This window comes from Micromonospora sp. NPDC051925, assembly GCF_044548625.1.
Lineage (GTDB): Bacteria > Actinomycetota > Actinomycetes > Mycobacteriales > Micromonosporaceae > Micromonospora.
Map to the genome: position 1 here is coordinate 101820 of NZ_JBIUCH010000020.1, position 24263 is coordinate 126082.

The 24263-nt window shown below is 72.6% G+C and carries 23 protein-coding genes and 1 pseudogene; 11 read left to right on the forward strand and 13 right to left on the reverse strand.

The annotated features are described in order from the left end of the window. The first annotated feature begins 164 nt into the window (after window positions 1-164). From ACIG87_RS25140 to ACIG87_RS25155, 4 genes are all read left to right on the forward strand, one after another. On the forward strand, window positions 165-1271 hold the full coding sequence (locus ACIG87_RS25140; RefSeq protein WP_396853701.1) for a citrate synthase 2: 1107 nt from the start codon (window positions 165-167) through the stop codon (window positions 1269-1271). Between the two features lie 405 nt (window positions 1272-1676). Then, window positions 1677-2804 (forward strand): phosphoserine transaminase, encoded by a 1128-nt coding sequence (gene serC / locus ACIG87_RS25145; RefSeq protein ID WP_396853702.1) that lies wholly within the window; start codon window positions 1677-1679, stop codon window positions 2802-2804. Window positions 2805-2993: 189 nt separating this feature from the next. Then, window positions 2994-4073: a septation protein SepH gene (gene sepH / locus ACIG87_RS25150; RefSeq protein ID WP_396853704.1), complete on the forward strand. Its 1080-nt coding sequence runs from the start codon at window positions 2994-2996 to the stop codon at window positions 4071-4073. Window positions 4074-4132: 59 nt separating this feature from the next. After that, entirely contained in the window at window positions 4133-5119 is a 987-nt protein-coding gene (locus tag ACIG87_RS25155) for an aldo/keto reductase (protein ID WP_396853706.1), read from the forward strand. 151 nt (window positions 5120-5270) lie between these two features. Here ACIG87_RS25155 and thpR read toward each other — a convergent pair whose 3' ends face one another. From thpR to ACIG87_RS25180, 5 genes are all read right to left on the reverse strand, one after another. Then, window positions 5271-5843, reverse strand: a complete 573-nt coding sequence (gene thpR, locus ACIG87_RS25160; protein ID WP_396853707.1) for an RNA 2',3'-cyclic phosphodiesterase — start codon at window positions 5841-5843, stop codon at window positions 5271-5273. Further along, entirely contained in the window at window positions 5840-6355 is a 516-nt protein-coding gene (locus ACIG87_RS25165; protein WP_396853708.1) for a hypothetical protein, read from the reverse strand. The genes thpR and ACIG87_RS25165 overlap by 4 nt, the downstream gene beginning before the upstream one ends. Before the next feature lie 93 nt (window positions 6356-6448). Further along, the gene (locus tag ACIG87_RS25170) at window positions 6449-7753 is read right to left on the reverse strand and encodes an MFS transporter (RefSeq protein WP_396853709.1); all 1305 of its coding nucleotides are present in this window, start codon (window positions 7751-7753) and stop codon (window positions 6449-6451) included. A 66-nt stretch (window positions 7754-7819) separates the two neighbouring features. Then, the gene (locus tag ACIG87_RS25175; protein WP_396853710.1) at window positions 7820-8269 is read right to left on the reverse strand and encodes a MarR family winged helix-turn-helix transcriptional regulator; all 450 of its coding nucleotides are present in this window, start codon (window positions 8267-8269) and stop codon (window positions 7820-7822) included. A 121-nt stretch (window positions 8270-8390) separates the two neighbouring features. Further along, complete coding sequence (locus ACIG87_RS25180) at window positions 8391-9869, reverse strand: NCS2 family permease (RefSeq protein ID WP_396853712.1); 1479 nt, start codon at window positions 9867-9869, stop codon at window positions 8391-8393. A gap of 89 nt (window positions 9870-9958) precedes the next feature. Between ACIG87_RS25180 and ACIG87_RS25185 the strand changes: the two genes are divergently transcribed. Then, on the forward strand, window positions 9959-10216 hold the full coding sequence (locus tag ACIG87_RS25185) for a DUF2530 domain-containing protein (RefSeq protein ID WP_396853713.1): 258 nt from the start codon (window positions 9959-9961) through the stop codon (window positions 10214-10216). A gap of 27 nt (window positions 10217-10243) precedes the next feature. Here ACIG87_RS25185 and ACIG87_RS25190 read toward each other — a convergent pair whose 3' ends face one another. Continuing rightward, window positions 10244-11083 (reverse strand): DUF3027 domain-containing protein, encoded by an 840-nt coding sequence (locus ACIG87_RS25190; RefSeq protein ID WP_396853714.1) that lies wholly within the window; start codon window positions 11081-11083, stop codon window positions 10244-10246. Window positions 11084-11169: 86 nt separating this feature from the next. On the opposite strand from ACIG87_RS25190, the gene ACIG87_RS25195 reads away from it, so the two are divergent. Continuing rightward, entirely contained in the window at window positions 11170-12888 is a 1719-nt protein-coding gene (locus ACIG87_RS25195; RefSeq protein WP_396853716.1) for an MFS transporter, read from the forward strand. Beyond that, complete coding sequence (locus ACIG87_RS25200) at window positions 12885-13535, forward strand: futalosine hydrolase (protein ID WP_396853718.1); 651 nt, start codon at window positions 12885-12887, stop codon at window positions 13533-13535. The genes ACIG87_RS25195 and ACIG87_RS25200 overlap by 4 nt, the downstream gene beginning before the upstream one ends. Before the next feature lie 106 nt (window positions 13536-13641). Here ACIG87_RS25200 and ACIG87_RS25205 read toward each other — a convergent pair whose 3' ends face one another. The 3 genes and pseudogenes from ACIG87_RS25205 to ACIG87_RS25215 form a co-directional block, all read right to left on the reverse strand. Continuing rightward, entirely contained in the window at window positions 13642-14280 is a 639-nt protein-coding gene (locus tag ACIG87_RS25205) for a GNAT family N-acetyltransferase (RefSeq protein WP_396853797.1), read from the reverse strand. A gap of 204 nt (window positions 14281-14484) precedes the next feature. Beyond that, window positions 14485-14682: pseudogene (locus ACIG87_RS25210) on the reverse strand (helix-turn-helix transcriptional regulator); the annotation flags it as partial. A 478-nt stretch (window positions 14683-15160) separates the two neighbouring features. Then, on the reverse strand, window positions 15161-15622 hold the full coding sequence (locus tag ACIG87_RS25215; RefSeq protein ID WP_396853720.1) for a tetratricopeptide repeat protein: 462 nt from the start codon (window positions 15620-15622) through the stop codon (window positions 15161-15163). Window positions 15623-15894: 272 nt separating this feature from the next. Between ACIG87_RS25215 and ACIG87_RS25220 the strand changes: the two genes are divergently transcribed. Further along, complete coding sequence (locus tag ACIG87_RS25220; protein WP_396853722.1) at window positions 15895-16773, forward strand: 1,4-dihydroxy-6-naphthoate synthase; 879 nt, start codon at window positions 15895-15897, stop codon at window positions 16771-16773. Here the strand turns inward: ACIG87_RS25220 and ACIG87_RS25225 are convergent. Next, the gene (locus ACIG87_RS25225) at window positions 16734-17120 is read right to left on the reverse strand and encodes a cold-shock protein (protein WP_396853724.1); all 387 of its coding nucleotides are present in this window, start codon (window positions 17118-17120) and stop codon (window positions 16734-16736) included. The two genes, ACIG87_RS25220 and ACIG87_RS25225, sit on opposite strands and share 40 nt — an antisense overlap. Before the next feature lie 28 nt (window positions 17121-17148). Further along, window positions 17149-17772 carry an HAD family hydrolase gene (locus ACIG87_RS25230; RefSeq protein WP_396853726.1) on the reverse strand — a complete coding sequence of 208 codons (624 nt, stop codon included), beginning with the start codon at window positions 17770-17772 and terminating at the stop codon, window positions 17149-17151. Window positions 17773-17856: 84 nt separating this feature from the next. Here ACIG87_RS25230 and ACIG87_RS25235 point away from each other — a divergent pair, with 84 nt between their 5' ends. Further along, the gene (locus tag ACIG87_RS25235) at window positions 17857-20325 is read left to right on the forward strand and encodes a helicase-associated domain-containing protein (protein WP_396853728.1); all 2469 of its coding nucleotides are present in this window, start codon (window positions 17857-17859) and stop codon (window positions 20323-20325) included. 48 nt (window positions 20326-20373) lie between these two features. On the opposite strand, the gene ACIG87_RS25240 is transcribed toward ACIG87_RS25235, so the two are convergent. Further along, window positions 20374-20625, reverse strand: a complete 252-nt coding sequence (locus tag ACIG87_RS25240) for a hypothetical protein (RefSeq protein WP_396853729.1) — start codon at window positions 20623-20625, stop codon at window positions 20374-20376. Between the two features lie 200 nt (window positions 20626-20825). Continuing rightward, window positions 20826-21737 (reverse strand): L,D-transpeptidase family protein, encoded by a 912-nt coding sequence (locus ACIG87_RS25245; protein ID WP_396853730.1) that lies wholly within the window; start codon window positions 21735-21737, stop codon window positions 20826-20828. Window positions 21738-21907: 170 nt separating this feature from the next. Here ACIG87_RS25245 and ACIG87_RS25250 point away from each other — a divergent pair, with 170 nt between their 5' ends. Both ACIG87_RS25250 and ACIG87_RS25255 read left to right on the forward strand, forming a co-directional pair. After that, window positions 21908-23587 (forward strand): DNA repair helicase XPB, encoded by a 1680-nt coding sequence (locus tag ACIG87_RS25250; RefSeq protein WP_396853731.1) that lies wholly within the window; start codon window positions 21908-21910, stop codon window positions 23585-23587. Window positions 23588-23946: 359 nt separating this feature from the next. Continuing rightward, window positions 23947-24243, forward strand: a complete 297-nt coding sequence (locus ACIG87_RS25255) for a hypothetical protein (RefSeq protein ID WP_396853733.1) — start codon at window positions 23947-23949, stop codon at window positions 24241-24243. Window positions 24244-24263: the final 20 nt, after the last annotated feature.

A 24263-nucleotide genomic window follows, 5' to 3' on the forward strand; every position in this document is an offset into this window, starting at 1 on the left:
GGCGTCCAGCGGCGGGGATGTCGCGTGCAGCACAGTCGCACCGGGTCGCGCACTTGGTTACTCACCAGGCAAGATGGCACGAACACATCCCTGAGGGTCGCCTAAGGTACCGGGCCGGACCGAGCCCGCGGCGGGGCGCACCGAGCCAGAAGCCAGGAGACGACATGGCCGACTTCAAACCGGGCCTCGAAGGCGTCGTGGCCTTTGAGACAGAGATCGCCGAGCCGGACCGCGAGGGTGGCGCGCTGCGCTACCGGGGCGTGGACATCGAGGATCTGATCGGTCAGGTCTCCTTCGGCAACGTCTGGGCGCTGCTGGTCGACGGGCGCTTCGGCCCCGGCCTGCCGCCCGCCGAGCCGTTCCCGGTGCCGGTGCACTCCGGCGACATCCGCGTCGACGTGCAGTCCGCGGTCGCCATGCTCGCCCCGTACTGGGGGCTCAGCCAACTGCTGGACATCTCCGACGAGCAGGCCCGCGCCGACCTGGCCCGGGTCTCGGTCACCGCGCTCTCCTTCGTCGCCCAGTCCGCCCGTGGCCTGGGCCTGCCGGCCGTGCCGCAGAAGGAGATCGACAAGGCCGAGACGATCGTCGAGCGCTTCATGAAGCGCTGGCGGGGCGAGCCCGACCCCCGGCACGTCAAGGCCGTCGACGCGTACTTCATCTCGGCTGCCGAGCACGGCCTGAACGCCTCCACCTTCACCGCCCGGATCGTCGCCTCCACCGGCGCCGACGCCGCGGCCTGCATCTCCTCCGGCATCGGCGCGCTCTCCGGCCCGCTGCACGGCGGCGCGCCGTCCCGGGTGCTCACCATGCTGGAGGCGGTCGAGCGCAGCGGCGACGCCGAGGGGTACGTCAAGGGCGTCCTCGACCGCGGCGAGCGGCTGATGGGCTTCGGCCACCGCGTCTACCGGGCCGAGGACCCGCGCGCCCGGGTGCTCCGGCGCACCGCCCGGGAGCTGGGCGCACCGCGCTTCGAGGTCGCCGAGGCGCTGGAAAAGGCCGCGCTGGCCGAACTCCAGGCCCGCCGCCCGGACCGCGTCCTCGCCACCAACGTCGAGTTCTGGTCGGCCGTGGTGCTGGACTTCGCCGAGGTGCCGGCACACATGTTCACCTCGATGTTCACCTGCGCCCGGATGGGCGGCTGGTCCGCGCACATCCTGGAGCAGAAGAAGCTCCAGCGACTGGTCCGGCCGTCCGCCCGCTACATCGGGCCGGGCACCCGCAAGCCGCAGCAGGTCGAGGGCTGGGACGCCATCCCGCACGGCGTCTGACCCCGCGCCGCGTCCAGGGGCGTCGACCGACCGGTCGGCGCCCCTCGCGCGTGCCCGGGGGTCGACCGGCCCGCCCGCCCGGGTCGCGGTCGAGGCCCCGCACGTGCCCAGGGGGGCCACCGGCGCGCCCGCCCGGGGTCGCGCGGCGGCACCGCGGACGTCGGTGTCCCCATCGTCCGGCCACGTCCGGGCCGCACCATTGCGGGGGGCCGGTGTGGCCGACGCCTCAGGCTCGGGCCTGGGACCAGCCGGCATCCGGCCCGCTACGGGTGCGAGGATGAAGGCCGGCAGTGACGCCGGACCGGGCCCGGACCCGGCCACGCCGTGCACCCGCGCACGCGTCCACCACAGGTCCGTGCCCGTCGAAGGGCCCGCCCTCGCCCATGCGGAAGGATCGAGAAAACCGTGGCTGACGCACCGACCATCCGGATTCCCGACGACATCAAGCCCGCCGACGGGCGGTTCGGCTGCGGGCCGTCCAAGGTCCGTCCGGCGGCGGTCTCCGCCCTTGCCGACGTGGCGACCAGCTACCTGGGCACCTCGCACCGGCAGAAGACCGTCCGCGCCGAGGTCGCCCGGTTGCGCCGGGGCATCGCCGAGTTCTTCTCCCTCCCGGAGGGCTACGAGGTGATCATCGGCAACGGTGGCACCACCGCCTTCTGGGAGGTCGCCACCTTCGGTCTGGTCCGCGACCGGGCCCAGTTCGCCAGCTTCGGCGAGTTCGGCGCGAAGTTCGCCAAGTCGGTCTCCGACGCGCCGTTCCTCGGCGAGCCGACGGTCCGCAAGTCCGCGCCGGGCAGCGCCCCGAGCCTTCAGGCCGAGGCCGGGGTGGACGTCTACGCCACCCCGCACAACGAGACCTCCACCGGTGTCGCGGTGCCGATCAGCCGGGTCGCCGACGCCGACCCGGGCTCGCTGCTGCTGGTCGACGCCACCTCCGGCGCGGGCGGCCTGGACGTCAACGTCGGCGAGACCGACGTCTACTACTTCGCCCCGCAGAAGTGCTTCGGCTCCGACGGCGGCCTCTGGCTGGCCCTGATGTCGCCGGCCGCGCTGGAGCGGGCCACCGAGATCAAGGGCTCCGGCCGGTACATCCCGGCCTTCCTCGACCTGGTCACCGCGATCGACAACTCGCGGCTGGAGCAGACGTACAACACCCCGGCGCTGGCGACCATCTTCCTGGCCGCCGAGCAGACCGACTGGATGAACTCGCAGGGCGGCCTGAGCTGGGCGGCCAAGCGCACCGCCGAGAGCGCCGGGATCGTCTACGGCTGGGCCGAGCGGGCCGGGTTCGCCACCCCGTTCGTCACCGACCCGGCGCTGCGCTCCAACGTGGTGGCCACCATCGACTTCGCCGACGGGGTGGACGCCGCCGCGATCGCCAAGGTGCTGCGGGCCAACGGGATCGTCGACACCGAGCCGTACCGCAAGCTCGGCCGCAACCAGCTGCGGGTCGCGCTCTTCCCGGCGGTGGAGCCGGCCGACGTGGAGGCGCTCACCGCCGCCATCGACTACGTGGTCGAGCGGCTCTAGTCACAGCCGTCACGGTGGGTGGTGGCAGCGGCCGCTGCCACCACCCACCGTGATCATCGCCGCAGCTCAGTCACGACATGCGGGATTCGCATCCCCCACCTGTTGGCAGATGAGCGTACGGTGGTGCGAGGACGCCCGGGTGGCCGGCTCGTGGCGTGACGGCCAGCGAAGCGGGACGGAGGCTACGCCATGCGCCCAGTACGCTTCGTCGCCCTCTCCGAGGACGGCCAGGCGCTGGTGCTCGCCGACGAGGTCGGGCGCCTGCTCGCCCTCCCCATCGACGAACGCATCGCGACCGTGCTGCACGCGGAGCCCGGTGCGCCGCCGCTCGCCGTGGTCCCCACCGGGGCCGACCCGACCCCGTCGCTGTCGCCCCGGGACATCCAGGCCCGGATCCGCTCCGGCGAGTCCGCCGAGGACGTCGCCCGGATCGCCGGTGTCCCGGTCGACCGGGTGCTGCGCTACGCCGGCCCGGTGCTCCAGGAGCGGGCCATGCTCGCCCAGCACGCCCGGCGTACCCGGCTCAAGGGCGCCGAGAAGGCCACCCCGCTGTCCGAGGTGGTCAACGGCCGGCTGGCCCAGCACGGCATCGACACCGAGAAGATCTCCTGGGACGCTTTCCGGCGCGACGACGGCACCTGGCGGATCATCGCCACCTGGCCGTCCGGCAAGGCCACCGCGCAGGCCGTCTGGGATCTCGACAAGCTCCGGCAGAACGTCACCCCGCACGACGACATGGCGCAGTACCTGTGCGCCGAGCGTCCCACGCCGATCCTCGGCCAGGAGCCGGCGCCGGAACGGGGCGGCCACGCGCTGCCCGGCCCGTCGCGCGGCGAGCCGAGCCGGGGCGGGCACGGCCTGCCGGCCGCCAGCGAGCAGGCCCGTCCGGGCCGGGATCCGATCCGGGCCGGGCGGGACGCCCTGCTCGCGTCGCTGGACCGTCCACTCGGCGGCACCTCGGGGCGGGGTCTCGACCCGCGTTCCCCGGCCGCGTTGGCCGGCTCCGACGCACCCCGTCAGCGGGCCGTCGGCGGTGGGGCCGCCGCACTGCTCGGCGGTGGTCAGGGCTCCGCCTTCGACGACGACTCGGACGCGCCGAAGGAGGTCCCGGCCGTACCCTCGCTGGCCGTGCTCCGGCCGCGACGCACGGGTGCGGCGGCGGCTGCGGGCGGCGAGTCGACGGACGCCTCGGGCAAGCCGCGCAAGCGCCTGCCCAGCTGGGACGACGTCCTCTTCGGCAGCGGCCCGGCAGCCCGCGAGTCATCCTGATCGATGGGCCACCCTGACATGGTGCGGCACGCCAGGGCCGCACATGCCAGGGTGGTGCCATGGAGTACACGAATCTGGGACGCACCGGTCTGTCGGTGAGCCGGCTCTGCCTCGGCACGATGAACTTCGGAATGCAGACCTCCGAGCCAGACAGCTTCGCGGTCATGGACCGGGCGCTCGAACACGGCATCAACTTCTTCGACACCGCCAACGTGTACGGCTGGCAGACCGGTGAGGGGATCACCGAGCAGATCATCGGTCGCTGGTTCGCCCAGGGCGAGGGTCGGCGGGACAGGGTCGTGCTGGCCACCAAGGTCTACGGCAAGATGGGCGAATGGCCCAACGACCAGGGGCTGAGTGCCCGGCACATCGTCCGGGCCTGTGAGGATTCGCTGCGCCGGCTGCAGACCGACGTGATCGACCTGTACCAGATGCACCACGTCTCCCGGACCACCCCGTGGGAGGAGATCTGGCAGGCGATGGAGACCCTGGTCGCCCAGGGCAAGGTGATCTACGTCGGGTCGTCCAACTTCGCCGGTTGGCACATCGCGCAGGCGCAGGCCGCCGCCGGGAGGCGCAACTTCCTCGGGCTGGTCGCCGAGCAGTCCATCTACAACCTGCTCACCCGGCATGTCGAGCTGGAGGTGATCCCGGCCGCGCAGCACTACGGCCTGGGGATCATCCCGTGGTCGCCGCTGCACGGCGGGCTGCTCTCCGGGTTGCTGCGCAAGATGGCCGAGGGCGGTGCCGCGCGGGGCACCGGCGGTCGCGCCGCCGAGGGGCTCGCCGAGCACCGGCCGACCATCGAGGCGTACGAGAAGTTCTGTGCGGAGCTGGGTCACGACCCGGCGGACGTGGCGTTGGCCTGGTTGCTCTCCCGGCCCGGGGTGACCGCCCCGATCATCGGCCCACGCACCCTCGAACAGCTCGACAACACCCTGGGCGCGCTCGCCGTGCGGATCGACGGGGCGACGGAGCAACGGCTCGACGAGTTGTTCCCGCCGGTCGGCAACGGCGGACCCGGCCCGGAGGCCTGGGCCTGGTGACCCTGCCGGCGAACGCGCCGGGCGCGTGGCCTGCCGCCGCCCACCTGGCCCGCCCGGCTGCCGCGGCACCCCTCTGGTGACCCACCCGGTCCGGGCGAGGTAGCGGCATCCGAGCCGCCGACGCCGTCACCGCGCACACCGTCGGGGTGGGTCAGAGTGGCCAGGTGGCGAGGGGGGTGTGGCGGGGACCGGGGCGGCTGTGGACCAGCACCAGGTCGGTGACCGGCCAGTGCGGGCCGGTGTGGTCGTCGAGGGCGAGCCGGTCGGCGTCCACGTCGGACGGGTCGAGCCGGTCGCCGGGGCGGGCCACCGTCAGATGTGGGCGGAACGGCTTCCCGTCGTACGGCAGGCCGGCCCGACGTAGCTCGGAGCGGATCAGCCGGGCCAGCGTCCGCAGCGCCGTCACCTCCCCGTGCACGTCCACCCACAGCACGGTGGACCGGTCCTGCCCGAAGCAGCCCCCGCCGCCCAGCCGCAGCCGGGGTGGGTGCGTCCAGCCGGCGCGGGCGGTCTCGGCGGCCGATCCGAGGGCCGCCTCCACCTCGGCCAGCCGGCCCACCTCGACCTCGCCGAGGAAAGCCAGCGTGACGTGCAGGTGCGCCGGCTCGGCCAGGCGTACGTCGAGGCCGGCGGCGGTGGCCGCCCCGACCCGCAACCGGGCCACCCGGGCGGTGAGGTCCACGACGGCGGACGGCGGCGGGTAGACCGCGACGAAGAGTTTCACGCCCGCCGGTCGCGTGGGCGGCGATCGGCGCGGGTGGCGGGCAGCCCGAGTCCCGCCCCGGCCAGCAACCCTTCGACCCGGACCCGTTCGATCTCCCGGTCGACCCCGGTCAGCTCGGCCAGGTGCTCGGGGATTCCCAACGCCCGGCACGCGGCGCGGAGCCGGTCGTCGTACGCCTCGATGACCGAGCTGTGCCAGACCACCGAGCGACCGCTGGCGGCCAGTCGGTGGCGGCCCAGCCGACGCAGCTCGGCGGCGAGGAGTTCGAGGGGCCGGCGGTCGGGCCGGTCCAGCTCGGTCAGGTCGACGTCCCGGGTGAGCGCGTCGGCCTCGATGGCCCGGTCTAGGCGGGCGATGGTCCGGCGTTCCCGGTGGCGTTCCCGCCACTCGGACCAGCCGCAGGCCACCCGGTCGACTATCTCGTCGAGGCAGCAGAGCAGGGCGAACGCCAACGGCAGGCACGCCACGGCGAGGAAAGCCAGAATCAGCGCCAGCGCGCTCCCGCCTGCCACACCTCGACGCTAAGGCCCGGCAGGGGTCGCGCGCCACCGCTTTGTTGCCATTCGGATGCGATCCGTGCCACCTCACTCACCGTGAGTAAATGATCATCGTCCACTCGGGGTCAGCAACCGGGCGCGGGAGACCACGTAGAAGCGGGGCATCGGCAGGACCCGGAAGCGCAGTCGGGCACCGGACCGGCGCAGCTGCCAGGTGAGCGCGAGCAGGGCGGTGGCCAGCGAGATGAGTCCACCCATCCAGATGCTCGCGCCGGCGCCGTAGGTCTCGGCGACCCAGCCGATGAGCGGCGCGCCGACCGGGTTGGTGCCGAGGAACACCAGCACCCACAGGGACATCACCCGGCCCCGGAACGCGGCGTCGACGCCGAGCTGGACCCGCTGGTTGGCCGCCTGGGCGAAGAAGACCATGAAGAAGCCGGTCGGCAGGAGCAGGGTCACCACCAGCCAGTACGCCGAGGCGAAGCCGACCAGGGTGCCGAAGGCGGCACAGCCGACCGCCGCGCCGAGCACCAGCCAGACCGAGGGGCGGCTGCGCCGCCCGGTGCCGGCCAGCGCCCCGACCAACGCGCCGACCGCCAACGCGGTGCTGAACAGGCCGAAGGAGGCGGCCCCGGTGTGGAAGACCGTCTTGGCGAGCGCGGCGAGGGTGAGTTGGAAGTTGAACAGCGACATCCCGATGACCGACATGACCACCATCGGCAGCAGCAGGTCGGGACGACGCCACACGTAGCGCAGCCCGTCGACGATCCTCGCCGAGTCCCGTTCCCCGATCGGTAGGAGGTCCTTGCGGTACAGCTCGGCCGAGCGCATCCGGACCACGTTGGCCAGGGGCGCGATGGAGCTGACGGCGGTGAACAGGAAGACCGGGCCGACGTCGAAGGCGGCGATGGCCAGGCCGGCGACGGCCGGGCCGATGATCCGGGCGGAGTTGAACACCGCCGCGTTGAGGGAGAGCGCGTTGGGCAGCAGGGTGGTGCCGACCAGTTCGCTGACGAACGCCTGCCGGACCGGGGTCTCCACCGCGTTGGCGGTACCGAGCAGCGCGGCGAACGCGAAGACGTGCCAGAGCTCGACCAGGCCGGTGAGCACCAGCACGCTCATCCCCAGCGCCAGCACCGTCCAGCCGGCGTTGGCGACGAAGAGCAGCATCCGCTTGTCGTACCGGTCGGCGAGCCGGCCGGAGAGCAGGGTGAGCAGCAGCACCGGGGTGAACTGGAGCGCGGTGACGATGCCCAGCGCGGTGGCGGAGTTGTCCGAAAGCTCAAGGACGAGCCAGTCCTGGGCGATGAACATCATCCAGACGCCGATCAGTTTGATCAGCTGTCCGGTGGCGAAGAGTCGGTAGTTGCGGACTCGCAGGGACTGGAACATCGTGCTCAGCTTCGCCTGCACTCTTGGTGCGCCTCCTCGGGTCGGTACGCGTCATCCACGGCGGACGGCGCGGACCCGGTGGGGCGGTCAGGCGCGGGCGAGCTGCTGGAGGATCTCGGCGGCCCGCCGTAGCGTGTCGCGGTCGTCCTCCGAGAGCGCGGCCAGCCGGCTGGCCAGCCACTGGTCCCGGACCCGCTCGAACTGGTCGAGCACGGCCCGGCCCCCCTCGGTGGCCGCCAGGATGACCTGCCGGCCGTCGGTCGGGTGGGGGGTGCGCTGCACCAGGCCGCGCTCCTCCAGCTTCGCGACGATCTTGGTCATCGTCGGTGGCTGGACCCGTTCGACATCGGCCAGTTCCCGGGGCGTCAGCGCACCCGCCAGCTTGAGGCTGGTGAGCGCGGAGAGCTGGGTGACCGTCAGGTCGCCGACCGGGCGGGCCTGCCGGACCCGCCGGTTGAGTCGGGTGATCGCATCACGCAGCTGGGGTGCCAGCTGCGCCGGTGGCATGCGGTTCGCCATCACCGTCCGCTCCGTCACAGTAGTTAGCCTAACTAATGAGCCTGGCTAACGACATGCGATATGACCATGCTCACGAGGGTTTTCCGCTGCTCCGGGCCGGGGTCCGCGCGGGCCCCGGCCCGGAGGCCGACGGGTGGAGCTACAGCACCGCGGCCTCGATCGGCCCGCGCAGGAAGTACAGCACGAACAGCACCGCCACCGCGTAGAGCAGCGGGTGGATCTCCCGCGCCTTCCCCTTGGCCAGCTTGAGCAGCACGTAGCTGATGATGCCCGCGCCGATGCCGTTGGAGATCGAGTAGGTGAACGGCATCAGGGTGATGGTGAGGAACCCCGGGATGGCGATCTCGTAGTCGGTCCAGTCGATGGTCCGCACCGCGGTCATCATCAGGAACCCGACCACCACCAGCGCCGTCGAGGCCGCCTCGAACGGGATCACCGTGGACAGCGGTGACAGGAACATCGCCAGCAGGAACAGGACGCCGGTGACCAGGTTGGCCACCCCGGTCCGGGCCCCCTCCGCGACCCCCGAGGCACTCTCGATGTACGACGTGTTGCTGGAGACGCTCGCCGCGCCACCCGCCGCCGCGGCGATCGAGTCGACCAGCAGGATCTCCCTCGTCCGGGGTGGGGTGCCCTGCTCGTCGAGCATGCTGCCCTCCTGGCCGATCGCCACCATCGTGCCCATGGTGTCGAAGAAGTCCGTGATCAGCAGGGTGAAGACGAACATCAGCGGGATCAGCCAACCGGCGCGGCTCCACGAGCCGAGCACGTTGAAGTTGCCCAGCAGCGACAGGTCAGGAGTGTCCACGAGCCGATCGGGCAGCTTCGGGACGTTCAACGCCCAGCCCTCGGGGTTGGGCTTGCCGTCGACGAACGACGGTCCCACCTTGGCGACCGCCTCCACGATGATCGCCAGCACGGTCGAGGCCAGGATGCCGATCAGGATCGCGCCACGGACCCGGCGCACCACCAGCACCAGCGTCACCAGCAGACCGACCACGAAGACCAGCATCGGCCAGCTGACGATCTTGCCGTTGATGCCGAGCCCCACCGGCACGGTGCTGTTCGCCGCGTCCGGCACCCGTCGGACGAAGCCGGCGTCGACCAGCCCGATGATGGTCAGGAACAGGCCGATGCCGACCCCGATCGCGGTCTTCAGCTGCGTCGGGACCGAACGGAACACCGCCGTACGCAGGCCGGTGAGCACGAGGATCGCGATGATCACACCCTCGATCACCACCAGTCCCATCGCGTCCGCCCAGGTCATCTCCGGGGCGATCTCGAACGCGACGAGCGCGTTCACGCCCAGACCGGCGGCCAGCGCCATCGGGAACCGGCCGACGACCCCCATCAGGATCGTCATCAGGCCGGCCACCAGCGCGGTCGCGGCGGCCAGGGCCGGAATCGAGAGCTTCTTGCCGTCGCCGTCGGCCGCGCCGCCCAGGATCAGCGGGTTCAGCACCACGATGTACGCCATCGTGAAGAAGGTCGCCAGGCCACCCCGCACCTCGCGGCTCATCGTCGAGCCACGGGCGGAGATCTCGAAGAACCGGTCGAAACCGTTCCGCGGGTGGGCGGGATCGGAGGGTATGCCGTTGTCCGGCGGCGCAATGGCCATCAGGTCCTCGCAGGTGATCTTCCGTTGTCGCGCGCATCGTCCCAGATCAGCGGCGGGCAGGAAAAGGGGATCGCGGTACGCTTCTGCCCGTGCCGCAGGAGCAACCACCCCGACCCGAGCCACTCGACCCGCCGATGGTCCCGCTCGCGGTGGCCGGGCTGATCGCCTGGGCGGTGGCCGGCCTGCTGCTGCTGGTCTTCTTCCGTGACTGGCTCACCGAACACGGTCACCAGGACTGGCTCTGGACCTGCCTGGCCGGGTTCCTGTGGGGCTTTCCCGGTCTGGCCGTGATGATGCGGCACGACGCCCACCGCCGTCGCCGTCGGCAGTCCGCCCGTCAGGGCTGACCGCCACCCGGCGGGCCGGACCGTGGGTCAGGAGTGGCCGTACGGCTCCACCGGCTCGGACGCCTCCACCGCACCGGGCGACCGGCTCACCGTCATCGACTCGACCGCGCTGTCGTCGTACACCGTGGGAAGCTCGTCGATCGCCGGCTCGGCGGTCTCCACGAGAGCCTCCGAGTGCGCACCACAGCCGTGGTCGGCGCTGACCACCCGGCCGTCGTCCGGGGCGTAGAAGTTGCCGCAGGCCCCGAATGCCTGCCGGAGCGCGCCGGCCAGCGGCAGGTAGAAGCCACAGGTGCCGCAGCGGGCCGAGGCGGGCGCGGCGGCGGAGATCGGCGCGGACGGGCCGTGGTCACCGTCGTACCAGCGCTGGGCCGCCTCGGCCCGACCCTCGCGGGACAGCACCCGGGGACGGCCGAGGCCCAGCTCCCAGGAGGTCTCCTCGACCGCCGGGTCGTCGGACAGCAGGTAGCCGGGGGCGAGCCGGTCGTCGTCCGACGGGGTGAGGAGCAGGTCACCGGGGCCGAGATCACCCGGCTTGAGGCGTTCCTGCCAGGGCAGCCAGCCGGGGGCGAGCAGCGCGTCGGAGCCGGGCAGCAGCACCGTCTCACAGACGGTGACCTGCCGGCTGCGCGGAACCCGGGTGACGGTGACCGCCCAGCGCCACCCCTGGTAACCACCGAGCAGGCATTCGAAGTAGTGGGTGACGACCCGGTCACCCTCGGCGACGGCCCGCAGGTGGTCGCCGACATCGGAGGGTTCCACCTCGGTGATCGCGTCGCGGGCCACCTCGACGGCGGCGGCGCAGACCTGGTCGAGGCGGGCGGCACGGGCGGGAGCGGGCCTGGTCACCCAACCATTGTTCCCCATGCACGACGCGCGCCGACAGGCACTCCCCGAGTGAGTCTTCCCCCGTGGTGCGGCGCACCTGGAGCAGATGGGCAAGGATGGTGCACATGCCGCTGTTCTCCCGCTCCGGGCGGTCCGTGCTGGGACGGACCGTCGGCACCGGCATCCGGGCCATCCGCCTGTTGCTGCGCGGCTCGGTCAACGGCGGGCGCTGGATGACCCGGCGGGCCGGGTCGGCCCGCGCGAAGGGTGCCGGCGGCGAGGCCGGCATGGTCCGCCTCTTCGACCTGCACGCCGTCTCCTGCGCCGGCGACACGTTGATCGCCATCGGCCTGGCCGGGACCATCTTCTTCGACGTCCCGCTCGGCGAGGCACGCAGCAAGGTGGCGCTCTACCTACTGGTCACGATGGTGCCGTTCGCGATGCTGGCGCCCGTGGTCGGCCCGCTGCTCGACCACTTCCGGCACGGCCGCCGGTACGCGCTGGCCACCACCATGCTCGGCCGCGCCTTCCTGGCCTGGCTGATCTCCGACTACATCGGCAGCCTGGGGCTCTATCCGGCCGCGTTCGGGGTGCTGGCGCTCTCCCGGGCGTACGGGGTGGCCCGCTCCGCCGCCGTGCCCCGACTGCTTCCGGAGGGCCTCGGGCTGTCCCAGGTGGGGGCGCGGGCCAGCGTCTACGGCACGGTGGCCGGGGCGTTGGTGGCTCCGCTGGGGCTGGCGGCGTTCTGGTTCGGGCCGCAGTGGCCGCTCCGGGTCGCATCGGTCATCTTCCTGGTCGGCATGGTGATCGCGCTGCGGCTGCCGCCCAGGGCGGACTCCGACCCACCCGAGCGGGTACCCCGCCCGTTGCGGGCGCTGCGCCGAGGTGGCGACCGACCGTTGGGGCGCGGGCGACCGGCGGGCCGGCTGGTGATCGCCACCCTGATCGGCGCGGCGGGGCTCCGCGCGCTCTACGGCTTCCTCCTGCTCTTCCTGGCCTTCGCGCTCAAGAAGGGGGACCTGACCAACGACCTCTTCGGCCGGCAGCTCAACGACCAGGCGGCGCTGGGCCTGATCGGCGGGGCGCTGGCGATCGGCGGCTTCCTGGCCACCGCGATGGGCACCCGGCTGCGCATTCACCGGCCGGCGGCGATCCAGTCCAACACGATGATCATCGTGGCCGGGGTGGGAATCCTGGCCGTGCTGAAGTTCTCGCTGCCGATGGTGGCACTGCTCTGCCTGGTCGCAGCCCTGTCCAGCGGAATCGCCAAGCTCGCCGTCGACGCCTCGATCCAGGAGCGGATTCCGGAACGGCTGCGGGCCAGTTCCTTCGCCCACTCGGAGACCGTCCTGATGCTCGCCTTCGTCGCCGGTGGTGGGCTCGGTCTCGTACCGTTCGAGGGCCGGATCGGCATCGCGGTCGCCGCCGGGGTGGGTGTCCTCGCCGCTGCCCGGGGTGTCGTCGTCGCCAACCGGCTCCGCGCCCAGCGACTGCTGGGCAGGCCCCTCACCGACGAGGAACTGGCCGACCAGGATCGGGCCGACGCCGCAGCCGACCACCCGGCCGACCCCACCGCCGGCGATCGGGGCGACGCCACCGCCGACCACCCGGCCGACGCCGCTTCCGACACCGACGCCACCGCCGACCATCCGGACGATGCGGCGGCCGAGGCCGCGGCTCGGGCCGCACCGACCTCACCGGCACCGAGCGGGGCCGGGGGCCCGCACCACCACGGCGACGGGCTGGCACCGCACGGCTACCACATCTACCGGCCGTCCTCGGCGGTACCGGGCAGCGGTGCCGAGGACGACCAGCGACGGCAGTCACCGGGGCCGGTGTCGTGACGGGTCTGCTGGTGCTGACCGCCGTACCGGCCGAGGCGGAGGCCGTCCGGGCCGGGCTGATCGATCCGACGGTGACGGTCCGGGCGATCGGCGTGGGCCCGGCCGTGGCCGGTGCCACCACGGCCCGGCTGCTGGCCCTGGCCGAGGCCGCCGGCCGCCCGTACCGCGCGGTGGTCAGCGCGGGGATCGCCGGCGGCTTCGCCGGTCGGGCGCCGGTCGGCGGTACGGTGCTCGCCTCCCGCAGCGTCGCCGCGGACCTGGGAGCCGAGTCACCGGAGGGCTTCATCCCCGTCGACGAACTGGGCATGCCTGCGGAACTGCTCGGTGGCGGCCCCACCGTCGAGGCCGACCCGGCGCTGCTGGGCGCGCTACGCGCCGCCCTCCCGGAGGCGGTCGTCGGGGCGGTGCTGACGGTCAGCACGGTCACCGGCACGACCGAGAGCACCGCGACCCTGGCCGACCGGCACCCCGACGCGGTGGCCGAGGCCATGGAGGGGTACGCGGTGGCGATCGCCTCCGCGCAGGCCGGTATCCCCTTCGCCGAGCTGCGTACCATCTCGAACCCCATCGGCCCACGGGACCGGGACGGCTGGCGGATGCGCGAGGCGTTCGCCGCCCTGACCCAGGCGGCCCAGGCGCTGGCCTGACCAAGACGGCCCGGCACTGGCCGGACTGAGACTGGCCGACGCTGGCCTGCCCGACGTTGGCCCTACTCAGGGAGCCCTCGGCGTTACGGCGAGGGGCACCCGGGCGTCAGGCGATCCGAGGCGGCTCGGGCGCTACGCCGATCGGACGTTCCAGGGACATCGCAAGGGGCCGGCTGGCAGCCACCCGAAAGCCGCAGGCGCTGAGGAAGCGGGTACCGAAGTGGTCCTCGACCACCGTACGGACCAGGCCGACGCGCACCTGCTCCATCCGCTGCAGCATGGCAGCCACCAATCGGCCACCGATGCCGATCCGACGATGCTCGGCCGCGACCAGCACCCCGTCGAGCACCAGTTCACGGGGCCATGGCCAGTCCTCGCCGTAGACCAGGCACGGATCCCACTCGTGGGCACGCAACTCCCCGAGCAGGGTGCCGTCGGGTAGTTCGGCCACGAACCGCCAGGCCGTCGCGGGCCGCCCGTCACCAACCACCCAACGGATCGTGGCGTCCCGACGAACCCGCTCCGCCGCCCGACGCCGGTCCCGATAACCCCGATTCCGCTCGTACGTCGCCGGCGGCAGCCGCAGTGGCCACCGCGAGGGTGGCAGGTTGTACCACTCCGCCCACCAGGCGCCCGGCCAGTCCTTCGGCTCCCGCACCGGCCAGGCGTCCAGGTGGGCCGGATAGCGCCGTCCGGCGGTGTCCCGCAGGTCGTCGTGCGGCACCGGCGGCAGTGAACAGGTCACCCCGTCAGTCGACGCCCCAGCGTTCAGCCCAGCAGTGGTCTGAGCAGCAGCGGTCAGTGCGGCAACGGTCTGAGCAGCAGTGGTCTGAGCAGCGGTCAGTGCGGCCGATGCCCCAGTTGTCACAGTCGTGGTCGGCTCAGCAGCTGGCGCAGTGTTCGGCGCAGCAGGTGGCGCGGCGGGCAGCGAGACCGTCAGGGTTCCGCCGGCTGCCCGCACCAGTCGCTCGACCGTACGGAACCGTGGGTCGACAGCCCTCCCGGACTCGATCCGGGCGATGGTCGCCTGGGGTACCCCGGACCGCAGGGCCAGGTCCCGCTGGCTCAGGTCGGCCCCTCGGCGCAGCGCCCGGACCGTCCGGCCCAGATCGGCCGGCGGGACGTCCTTCGTCTTCACGTAGCCCATGCTCCCGGGGCGACGCCACGGTTTCAACAGCCCCACTCCGGCCTGTGGACAACCCTGTGGACAACCGCTGGAGCTGGGGACAAGATACTGCGGTCGCACCCTTTCGAGCTGATGACGTCAACGATTCACCGAGCTTCCGCCCACCAACCGGATCCGCCCATCCACCCTCCACCACACCCACCAAACCACCCGCCCACCCACCGCTCATCCGCCCACCTGCGAGCGAGCCGATCCGCTCATCCGCCAGCGAGCCGATCCACGCATTCGTCCTCACCGGCCGATCGACGAATCCCTCGGGCTGCCCGTACTCCGGTCCATTGACGCGCTGACGGTTCAGAGACAAGGTGATCGTGGCGGGGGCACCGGACCGCCGATGTCCTGACGGTCCGATGCCCGTGGTCGTGGCAGGGCAGCATTCGATCTGCTTCGCTGCATCCGGCGACGCCGCCGGCTGCCGGGTGTCTCTTCGGTAGCGGGCCTACTCGGAGGTCAGCTGCTGTGCCAGCCGATCCAGGCCACCCTTGATCAGCTTTCCGTACTCGTCGTCGCCGAGCGCGCCGATTCCCGCCTGCGCGCGTCGGAGGCACTCGCGGGCTTGGGCGAGGTCGCCGAGCCTGCGGTAACACTCACCCAGGTTGAGGTGCAACGACGGATACAGGGCGGCCACCGACATCGGCACCCCAGCCTGCGCGACCCGGTCATCGGTGAGCAGGTCGGCCGCGGCCAGCGCTCGCTGGTCCCAGACCAACTCCTGCTGGACGTCGTCCTGCACGTCGGCCATCGAATGGGCGAGGACGCAGACATGCAAGGGGTCGCCCCACTCCCCGCCGATCTCGTCCCAGACCTGGGCGAACAGGACGCGAGCAGCCTGAGGCTGGCCTTGACGATGATGCAACTGCACACCCTCGTTGATGCGGGCGAGCGTGTCATCGGTGATCATCAGCTGCTCCTGCGTTCACTCTCGCCACCCGCCACGCCCTCCATCCGACGATGGCGCCGTGGCACCTGCTCCTCTCGCGATGATGGCAGAAGTAGTCGCCGCGAAACGCCCCGACCGACCGCGGCACCGTTCCTCCCCGCGCTGACTCGTTGACGTCATCAGCTCGAAAGGGAGCACAGGCATATCACTAACCTCGGCCCAGCCGGCGGGCGGCGTCACATCGGGGTGGGTACGGCGAAGCGGATACCGGATGGCGGGGATACCGTGGGGGCGTGGCGCTCTCCCTGGCGATCTCGCCCTGCCCCAACGACACCTTCGTCTTCGACGCGCTGGTGCACGGCCGGGTGCCGGGCGCTCCGCCGGTCGAGGTGACCTTCGCCGACGTCGACGTCACCAACACCGCCGCCCAACGGGGCGCCTACGACCTGGTGAAGGTCAGCTACGCCGCGCTTCCGTGGTTGCTCGACGACTACCACCTGCTGCCCTGCGGTGGCGCGCTCGGCCGGGGCTGCGGCCCCCTCGTGCTCACCCGAAGCACCGCCGGGACCATCGGGACCGCCGAAACCGCCGGGGCCGGTCGACCGGACCGGGTCGACCTGAGCGGGGCCACGGTGGCGGTGCCGGGCGATCGGACCACCGCGTACCTGCTCTTCCGGCTCTGGTCGGCGGGACGACCGCCGGCCCGGATCGAGGTGGTGCCGTTCCACGAGATCATGCCCGGCGTCGCGGCGGGCCGCTACGACGCCGGTCTGGTGATCCACGAGGCCCGGTTCACCTACCACCGGCACGGGCTGACCGCGCTGGTGGACCTGGGCGAGTGGTGGGAGGCCGACACCGGCCTACCCATCCCGCTCGGCGCGATCCTGGCCCGCCGGGGCGTGGTCGACCCGGCGGCGGCCACCGGCTGGATCCGGGAGTCGGTACGCCAGGCGTGGGCCGATCCCTCGGCCAGCCGGGCGTACGTCCTCTCGCACGCGCAGGAAATGGAGCCCGACGTGGTGGACCGGCACATCGGCCTCTACGTCAACGAGTTCACCGCAGACCTGGGGGACGCGGGGTTCGCCGCCGTGGAGGCGCTGCTGGGCCGGGCCGCCGACGCCGGGCTGGTGCCTCAGACCTCCAGCTCGCGCGCCACGGCGTGGACCAGCTGAGCGATCTTCTGCGCGGTCTTCTTGTCGGGGAAGCGACCCCGGCGCAGGTCCGGCTGGACCTTCGCCTCCAGCACCTTGATCATGTCTTCGACCAGACCGTGCAGCTCCTCGGCCGGCCGTCGACGCAGCTCCGCCATGGACGGCGGCGCGTCCAGCAGCTTGACCCCCATCGCCTGGGTACCCCGCCGGCTGTCCACCACGCTGAAGTCGACCCGCTGCCCGCCCTTGAGGTCGGTGACACCTGCCGGCAGCGCGCCCTTCGGCAGGAACACGTCGCCACCCTCGTCGCTGGTGACAAAACCGTATCCCTTGGCCGCGTCAAACCACTTCACTCGCCCCGTCGGCACCTTGGAACCCCTGCTTCACTCGATACGTCTACTGCTCCAAGGCTAGCCCGATGATCTGGTCGAGCGCCTCCGGGAATCCGGTGAGGTCGTCGAGCACCAGCCGCGCACCGGCGACCCGCAGCTCGTCCGCCGTGCAGGGGCCGGTGGCCACCCCCATGCCGGGGATGCCGGCCGCCCCGGCCGCCACCATGTCCGCCACGTGGTCACCGACGTAGAGCGCGGCACCGTGCTCCCGTAGCGACGTCGCCTTCTCCTCGGCGAACAGGTCCCCGGCCAACTCGTCGACCGCCAGCCCGAGGTGGTCCAGGTGCAACCGGGCCAGCCGACCGATCTTCGAGGTGACCACCATCACCCGGCCACCGTGCGCGTGCACCGCGTCCACCGCCTCCCGGGCACCGGGCATCGGCACCGTCGGGGTGATCGCGTACGCCGGATACAGCTCCCGGTAGATCGTCACCGCCTCCTCGATCCGCGCCGCCGGAAACCAGTGGGCGATCTCGGTACGCAGCGGCGGGCCGAGCCGGGAGACCGCCAGCTCGGCATCGACCGGCACGCCCGTCCGGGCGGTGAGCGCCCGGTAGGCGGCGGCGATGCCGGGGCGGGAGTCGATCAGGGTCATGTCGAGATCGAAACCGACCATCAGCGTGGACATCCTGCGAAGGTACCCGGACAGGTCGACCCGAGCCGGACGTCCGGGGGGCGCGATCGCCCGGTAGCGGGCTAGCGTGGAACGACGATGACCACCTCACTCGCCGACCACCTGCGTGCGCTGCCCGACGAGGCGCTCGCCGCGCTGCTCCAGTTGCGGCCCGACCTCGTCGTACCGGTGCCGGCCGACGTATCCGCGCTCGCCCTGCGGGTCGAGTCGCGGGTGTCGGTCGCCCGCGCGCTCGACGGGCTGGACCAGTTCACCCTCCAGATCCTCGACGCCGCCCGGCTCACCCGGCACCCCACGGACGGCACCACCTCCACCGACGCGGTACTCGCCATGGCCACCGCCGGGCCGCACCCACCCGCCCCGACCACCGTCCGGGGCGCGGTCGACCGGCTCCGCGCCCGGTTCCTGCTGTACGGCCCGGAGCAGGCGCTCCGCGTCGCCGGCAGCGTGGACGAGCTGGCCCCGTACCCGGCAGGTCTGGGTCGGCCCGCGGACGAGCTGGACCTGCGGACGGCGGCGCTCTGCGCGGACGCCGCGAAACTGCGCCGGACGCTGCTCGCCGCACCCCCCTCGGCACGGGCGATCCTGGACCGGCTCGCCTCCGGCCCACCGGTCGGCAGCGTGCCCCCCGGCTCGCTGCAGGCTCCGGCGCTCGGCGCGGAGGGCGACCTGCCTCCCGACCCGACCAACGGCGGAGCGCCGACCGGGTCGCCGGTGCGCTGGCTGGTCGAGGCCCGGCTGCTGGTGGCGGTCTCCGCCGGGACCGTCGAGCTGCCCCGCGAGGTGGGGTTGCTGCTGCGCCGCGACAGTGGCCCGCTCGGACCGCTGCGGACCAGCCCCCCGCCGGTCGACTCGCCGCCCCGGGAACCGAAGGCCGCCGACTCCGCCGGGGTCGGGCAGACCATGGAGGTGGTACGGCACACCGAGGCGCTGCTGGAGGCGCTGGCCGCCGAGCCCGCGCCGGTGCTGCGTTCCGGCGGGATCGGGGTCCGCGACCTGCGCCGCCTGGCCCGCGCGGTGGGCCTGGACGAGCCGACGACCGCGCTGCTGGTCGAGGTGGCGTACGCGGCCGGTCTGCTCGGCGAACTGGACCTGCCCGGGACCACCACCACCCGGTACGGCGCCGACCAGCAGGTGCTGCCCACCGGGGCGTACGAGGTGTGGCGGGCGGTGTCGCTGGCCCATCGCTGGGAGCAGCTGGCCCGCGCCTGGTTGACGATGAGCCGGCAGGCCGGCCTGGTCGGGCAGCGGGACGACCGGGACCGGCCGATCAGTGTGCTCTCCGCCGAGGCGGAACGGGCCGGTGCGCCGGCCGCCCGCCGGGCGGTTCTCGAAGTGCTGGCCGGTCTGGAACCGGCCACCGCCCCCACCGCCGAGGAGGTGCTGGCGCTGCTCGACTGGCGGGCGCCCCGGCGCAGTCGGGGGCGGGAGACCGCGCACCGGGAGGTGCTGGCCGAGGCGGCCCGGCTCGGGGTGACCGGTCTCGGCGCACTCACCTCGTACGGGCGGCTGCTGCTCGCCGAGGTGACGGACGCCGACGAGCGGGGCGGGGGCGACCCACTGGGGTTGCGCGCCGACACCGAGAGCGGCGACCCGTCGAACACGGTGCGGGCGCTGGACGCCCTGCTCCCCGCCCCGGTCGACCATTTCCTGGTGCAGGCCGACCTGAGCGTGGTGGTGCCCGGCCCGCCCGATCCGACCCTGGCCGCCGAGTTGGAGGCGGTGGCCGAGCCGGAGTCGGCGGGTGGGGCCAGCGTGCACCGGGTCACCACGGCCAGCGTCCGGCGGGCCCTGGACACCGGGTACACCGCCGACGACCTGCACGAGCTGTTCCGCCGCCGGTCCCGTACCCCCGTTCCGCAGGGGTTGACCTACCTGGTGGACGACGTGGCGCGTCAGCACGGCGGGCTGCGGGTCGGCTCCGCCGGCGGGTACGTGCGCAGCGACGACGAGGCGCTGCTCGCGGAGGTGCTGGCCGACCGGCGGTTGACGCCGCTGGCGTTCCGCCGGCTGGCCCCGACGGTGCTCTGCACCTCGTACCAGGTGGGGCGGATGCTGACCGCGTTGCGTGACGCCGGTTACGCACCGGTGCCGGAGGACGCCACCGGCACGATGGTGTTGAGCCGGCCCCGGACCCGGCGGGCTCCGGCCCGGACGCCGCTGAGCGCCCGCACCCTGGACCCACTGGCCACGCCCCGGTTGGCGCTGCCCCGGCTGCAGGGCGTGGTGGAGCAGATCCGGCGGGGTGACGCGGCGGCACGGGCGGCCCAGCGGGCACCGGCGTTGGTACGCGGCGGCGCGGCCCGAGCGGCTGCCGGCCCGCTACCCGCGCACGGTCACGCCGAGGCCCTGGCGGTGCTCCAGCAGGCGGTCCGGGACAAGGCGCTGGTCTGGGTCGGCTATGTCGACGCGCACGGGGCGACGCTGTCCCGGTTGCTCCGGCCGGTGTCGATCGGCGCCGGCTACCTGCGCGCCGAGGACGAGCGGACCGAGATGCTGCACACCTTCGCCCTGCACCGGATCACCGCAGCCGTCCGGGAGGGCTGACCGCTCACCGACGTCACGCCGCCCGCCGGCGGCGTCACCCGGTGCCGCTCACCGGCGGCTGCGGCGTACGGTGCCGATGACGGAGACGACGAGGAGCAGGGCGAACGCGGTGCCCGCGGCCTCACCGACCGAGTCGATGAAGCCCTGCCGCTGCACCAGCCAGCCGAAGAGAAACCAGCCGACGACGGCGATCCCGGCGACGGCGTATCCGACCATGGTCGCCGTGGAGACCTCGTCGGTCGGTGTCACCCGGTCGCCGTTCGCCGCGTCCTCGGCGATCATCTCGTGGTCGACGGTCATGCCAGCCCTCCCACCCCGTGGCCCCTGGCTTCCAGGGTGGCACCCGGTCGCCAGGACGGACAGGGGGGATATACCCCTGATCCGGCCCCTATGGACAACTACCGACGGGGCAGTCCGAGACGGGCGGGGGGTCGGGCATCGACGGGCGGGTCGCCGGGACGGCGGCGGGGGTGGCTCAGGTGCCGGGACGGCGGGGTGGCTCAGGTGCCGGGACGGCGGCCGACGAGGACCACCCGGGAGCCGACCTTGCCCAGTTCCCACCAGCGCACCGCGTCGGCGTGCAGCAGGTTGACGCAGCCGTGCGAGCCGATCGCCGCGTTGTGCAGGTAGGTGGTGGTCTCGTGGAAGCCGATCCCGCCGTTGAAGCGCTGCCAGTAGGGCAGCCACACCTCGTACGGGTTGGACCACTCCTTGAGGTTGCGGAAGTTCACCCTGTACGTGCCGGCGGGGGTGGCGTAACCGGCCATCCCGGTGCGGGTGACGGTGGGCTTGGCGACCACCTTGCCGTCACGCATCACCCAGGTGGTCTGCCGGGTCAGGTCGATGCAGAAGGTGGTGCCGGAGCCGGCGGCGCAGCGCTTGACGTCCGTGGTGGCCAGCCGCTTCGCCACGTCGTACGTCGACGGGCCGGCGCGGCCCTCGGCGGGGCGGATGTCGTACCGCTGCTGGAACTTCTTGATCGCGGCGCAGTCGGCGTCGGTCTGCCGGCCGTCCACGGTGAGCTTGCCGAACCCGCCCAGCCGGGCCAGGTACGTCTCCACCTCACGCTGGTGTTCGCCCTGCTGGCAGCGGGTCAGGTTGGCCTTCGTCGGGGCGGGCTGGCGACGTCCGCTCGACGGCTTGGGGGCCCTGGTGGTGCGGGCCTCCGCCTTCGGCTGCGACTTCGCCTTCGGCTGTGACTTCACCTTCGGTCGGGGCTTCGTGGTGGACCGGGTCAGCTGGTCGGGCAGGGAGGCGGCACCCGCCCCCGTTGCCTTTTCCGCACTGCCGACCGGGGCGAGCCCTCCTCCAGTGCCACCCGGATCGGCCTGCGGATCGGGCGCACACCCACCTGCGCCGACCAGCATGACCATCGCCAGGGCGACGACCCGGGCTCGGTGGCGAACCTGCATGTAGTGCCTCCCCGGATCGGCCGTCCCACTGGTAGACGCATGTCGTCTGGGAAACGTTGCACCCATTGCGAAGATTTTCTGGCAACGTCCCGCCGCGTGCAACACTGGATGGTCGACCTGCGGCGGATTCGCCCGCCGGTCGGGGATTCCGGCCGAGGAGAGGACCAGGCGTGAGCGGTGGACCACTGATCGTGCAGTCGGACAAGACCCTGCTGCTGGAGATCGACCACCCGGATGCGCAGTCCTGCCGGATGGCGATCGCGCCCTTCGCCGAGCTGGAGCGTTCCCCGGAGCACGTGCACACCTACCGGCTCACCCCGCTGGGCCTGTGGAACGCCCGTGCCGCCGGCCACGACGCCGAGGCGGTGGTCGACGCGTTGTTGAAGTACTCCCGCTATCCGGTGCCGCACGCCCTGCTGGTGGACGTGGCCGACACCATGGACCGGTACGGCCGGCTCCAGCTCGCCAACGACCCGGCGTACGGCCTGGTGCTGCGGGGGCTGGACCGGATGGTGCTGATCGAGGTCGCCAAGAGCAAGAAACTCGCCGGCATGCTCGGTGACAGGATCGACGACGACACGATCCAGGTGCACCCCTCCGAGCGGGGTCGACTCAAGCAGGCGCTGCTCAAGCTGGGCTGGCCGGCGGAGGACCTGGCCGGGTACGTCGACGGCGAGGCGCACCCGATCGAGCTGGCCGAGGCCGGCAAGGACGGCGGCAAGCCGTGGACGCTGCGGTCGTACCAGCGGGAGGCGGTGGAGGCGTTCTGGGCCGGCGGGTCGGGCGTGGTGGTGCTGCCCTGCGGGGCGGGCAAGACCATGGTCGGGGCGGCGGCGATGGCCGAGGCGAAGGCGACCACGCTGATCCTGGTCACCAACACGGTCGCCGGCCGGCAGTGGAAGCGGGAGCTGATCGCCCGCACCTCGCTCACCGAGGACGAGATCGGCGAGTACTCGGGCGAGCGCAAGGAGATCCGTCCGGTCACCATCGCCACGTACCAGGTGCTCACCTCGCGGCGCGGTGGCGCGTTCACCCACCTGGACCTGTTCGGGGCCCGCGACTGGGGCCTGGTCGTCTACGACGAGGTGCACCTGCTGCCCGCGCCGATCTTCCGGTTCACCGCGGACCTCCAGGCCCGCCGCCGGCTGGGCCTCACCGCCACGTTGGTACGCGAGGACGGCCGGGAGGGTGACGTGTTCAGCCTGATCGGCCCCAAGCGGTACGACGCGCCGTGGAAGGACATCGAGTCGCAGGGCTGGATCGCCCCGGCCGAGTGCATCGAGGTCAGGGTCACCCTGACCGACGCGGAGCGGATGTCGTACGCGACGGCGGAGGCCGAGGAGCGCTACCGGATGGCGGCGACCGCCCGGACGAAGCTGCCGGTGGTTCGTGCCCTCGTGCAGCGGCACCCCGACGACCAGGTGCTGGTGATCGGCGCGTACATCGACCAGTTGCACCAACTCGGCGAATACCTGGACGCGCCGATCATCCAGGGCTCCACCACCAACAAGGAGCGGGAGCGGCTGTTCGACGCGTTCCGCGCCGGCACGCTGCGAACCCTGGTGATCTCGAAGGTCGGCAACTTCTCCATCGACCTGCCCGAGGCGGCGGTGGCGATCCAGGTGTCGGGGACGTTCGGCTCACGGCAGGAGGAGGCGCAGCGGCTGGGCCGGGTGCTCCGCCCGAAGGCCGACGGCCGGCAGGCGCACTTCTACACGGTGGTCTCCCGGGACACCATCGACACCGAGTACGCCGCACACCGCCAGCGGTTCCTCGCCGAGCAGGGCTACGCGTACACCATCGTCGACGCCGACGACGTCCTCGGCCCGAGGCTGCCCACGGTCGACTGACCGGTCCGTTCTCGGCTCTCTCCGTGCCACCCGGGGGTGGGCTTCTCGGCGTGGGTGCTGGTGCGCGCGGCTCCTCGGCGCGGGCGGCGGCGACCCTTGGCGTACCCGTGGCAGGGGCACTCGCGGCACGGGCGCGCGCCGCGCGGCGCTGGTGCGGGCGGGTGGTTCGGCCCGGGTGCGGGTGGTTCGTTGTGCGTCCTTTGGAGCTGATGTCGTTAGCGATTCAGTCGGCAGGCTCTCGCGTCCCCGCAGGCTTTCGCGTCCCCGCAGGCTCTCGCCGCCCCGCAGGATTTCGTCGTCCCCGACGGGTACGGTGTCCACAGTCGACAGTTGACACTGACACGTCGAGGGGAATCCGAGTGAAACGCCGACTTCTGCACGCACTGACGATCGCGATCGTCGTCCTCCCGGGCACGGCCGTGGCAGCCACGCCGGCCTCGGCGAGCGACGCGCCCGGCTACCTCTGCAACCTGACCCAGAACACCTGGCTCCGCACCGCACCGCACGCCCAGGTGCTCCGCACCCTGACCGCCGGGCGCGGATTCCGCTGGCACGGCCAGGGCTGGTCCGAGAACGACGACGCCTGGATCTACGGCCACGGCGCCGAGGACCCGTCCCTGGACGGCTGGGTCCCCGCCAGCAACACCACCTGCTGACCCACCCCACCCCCACCCCA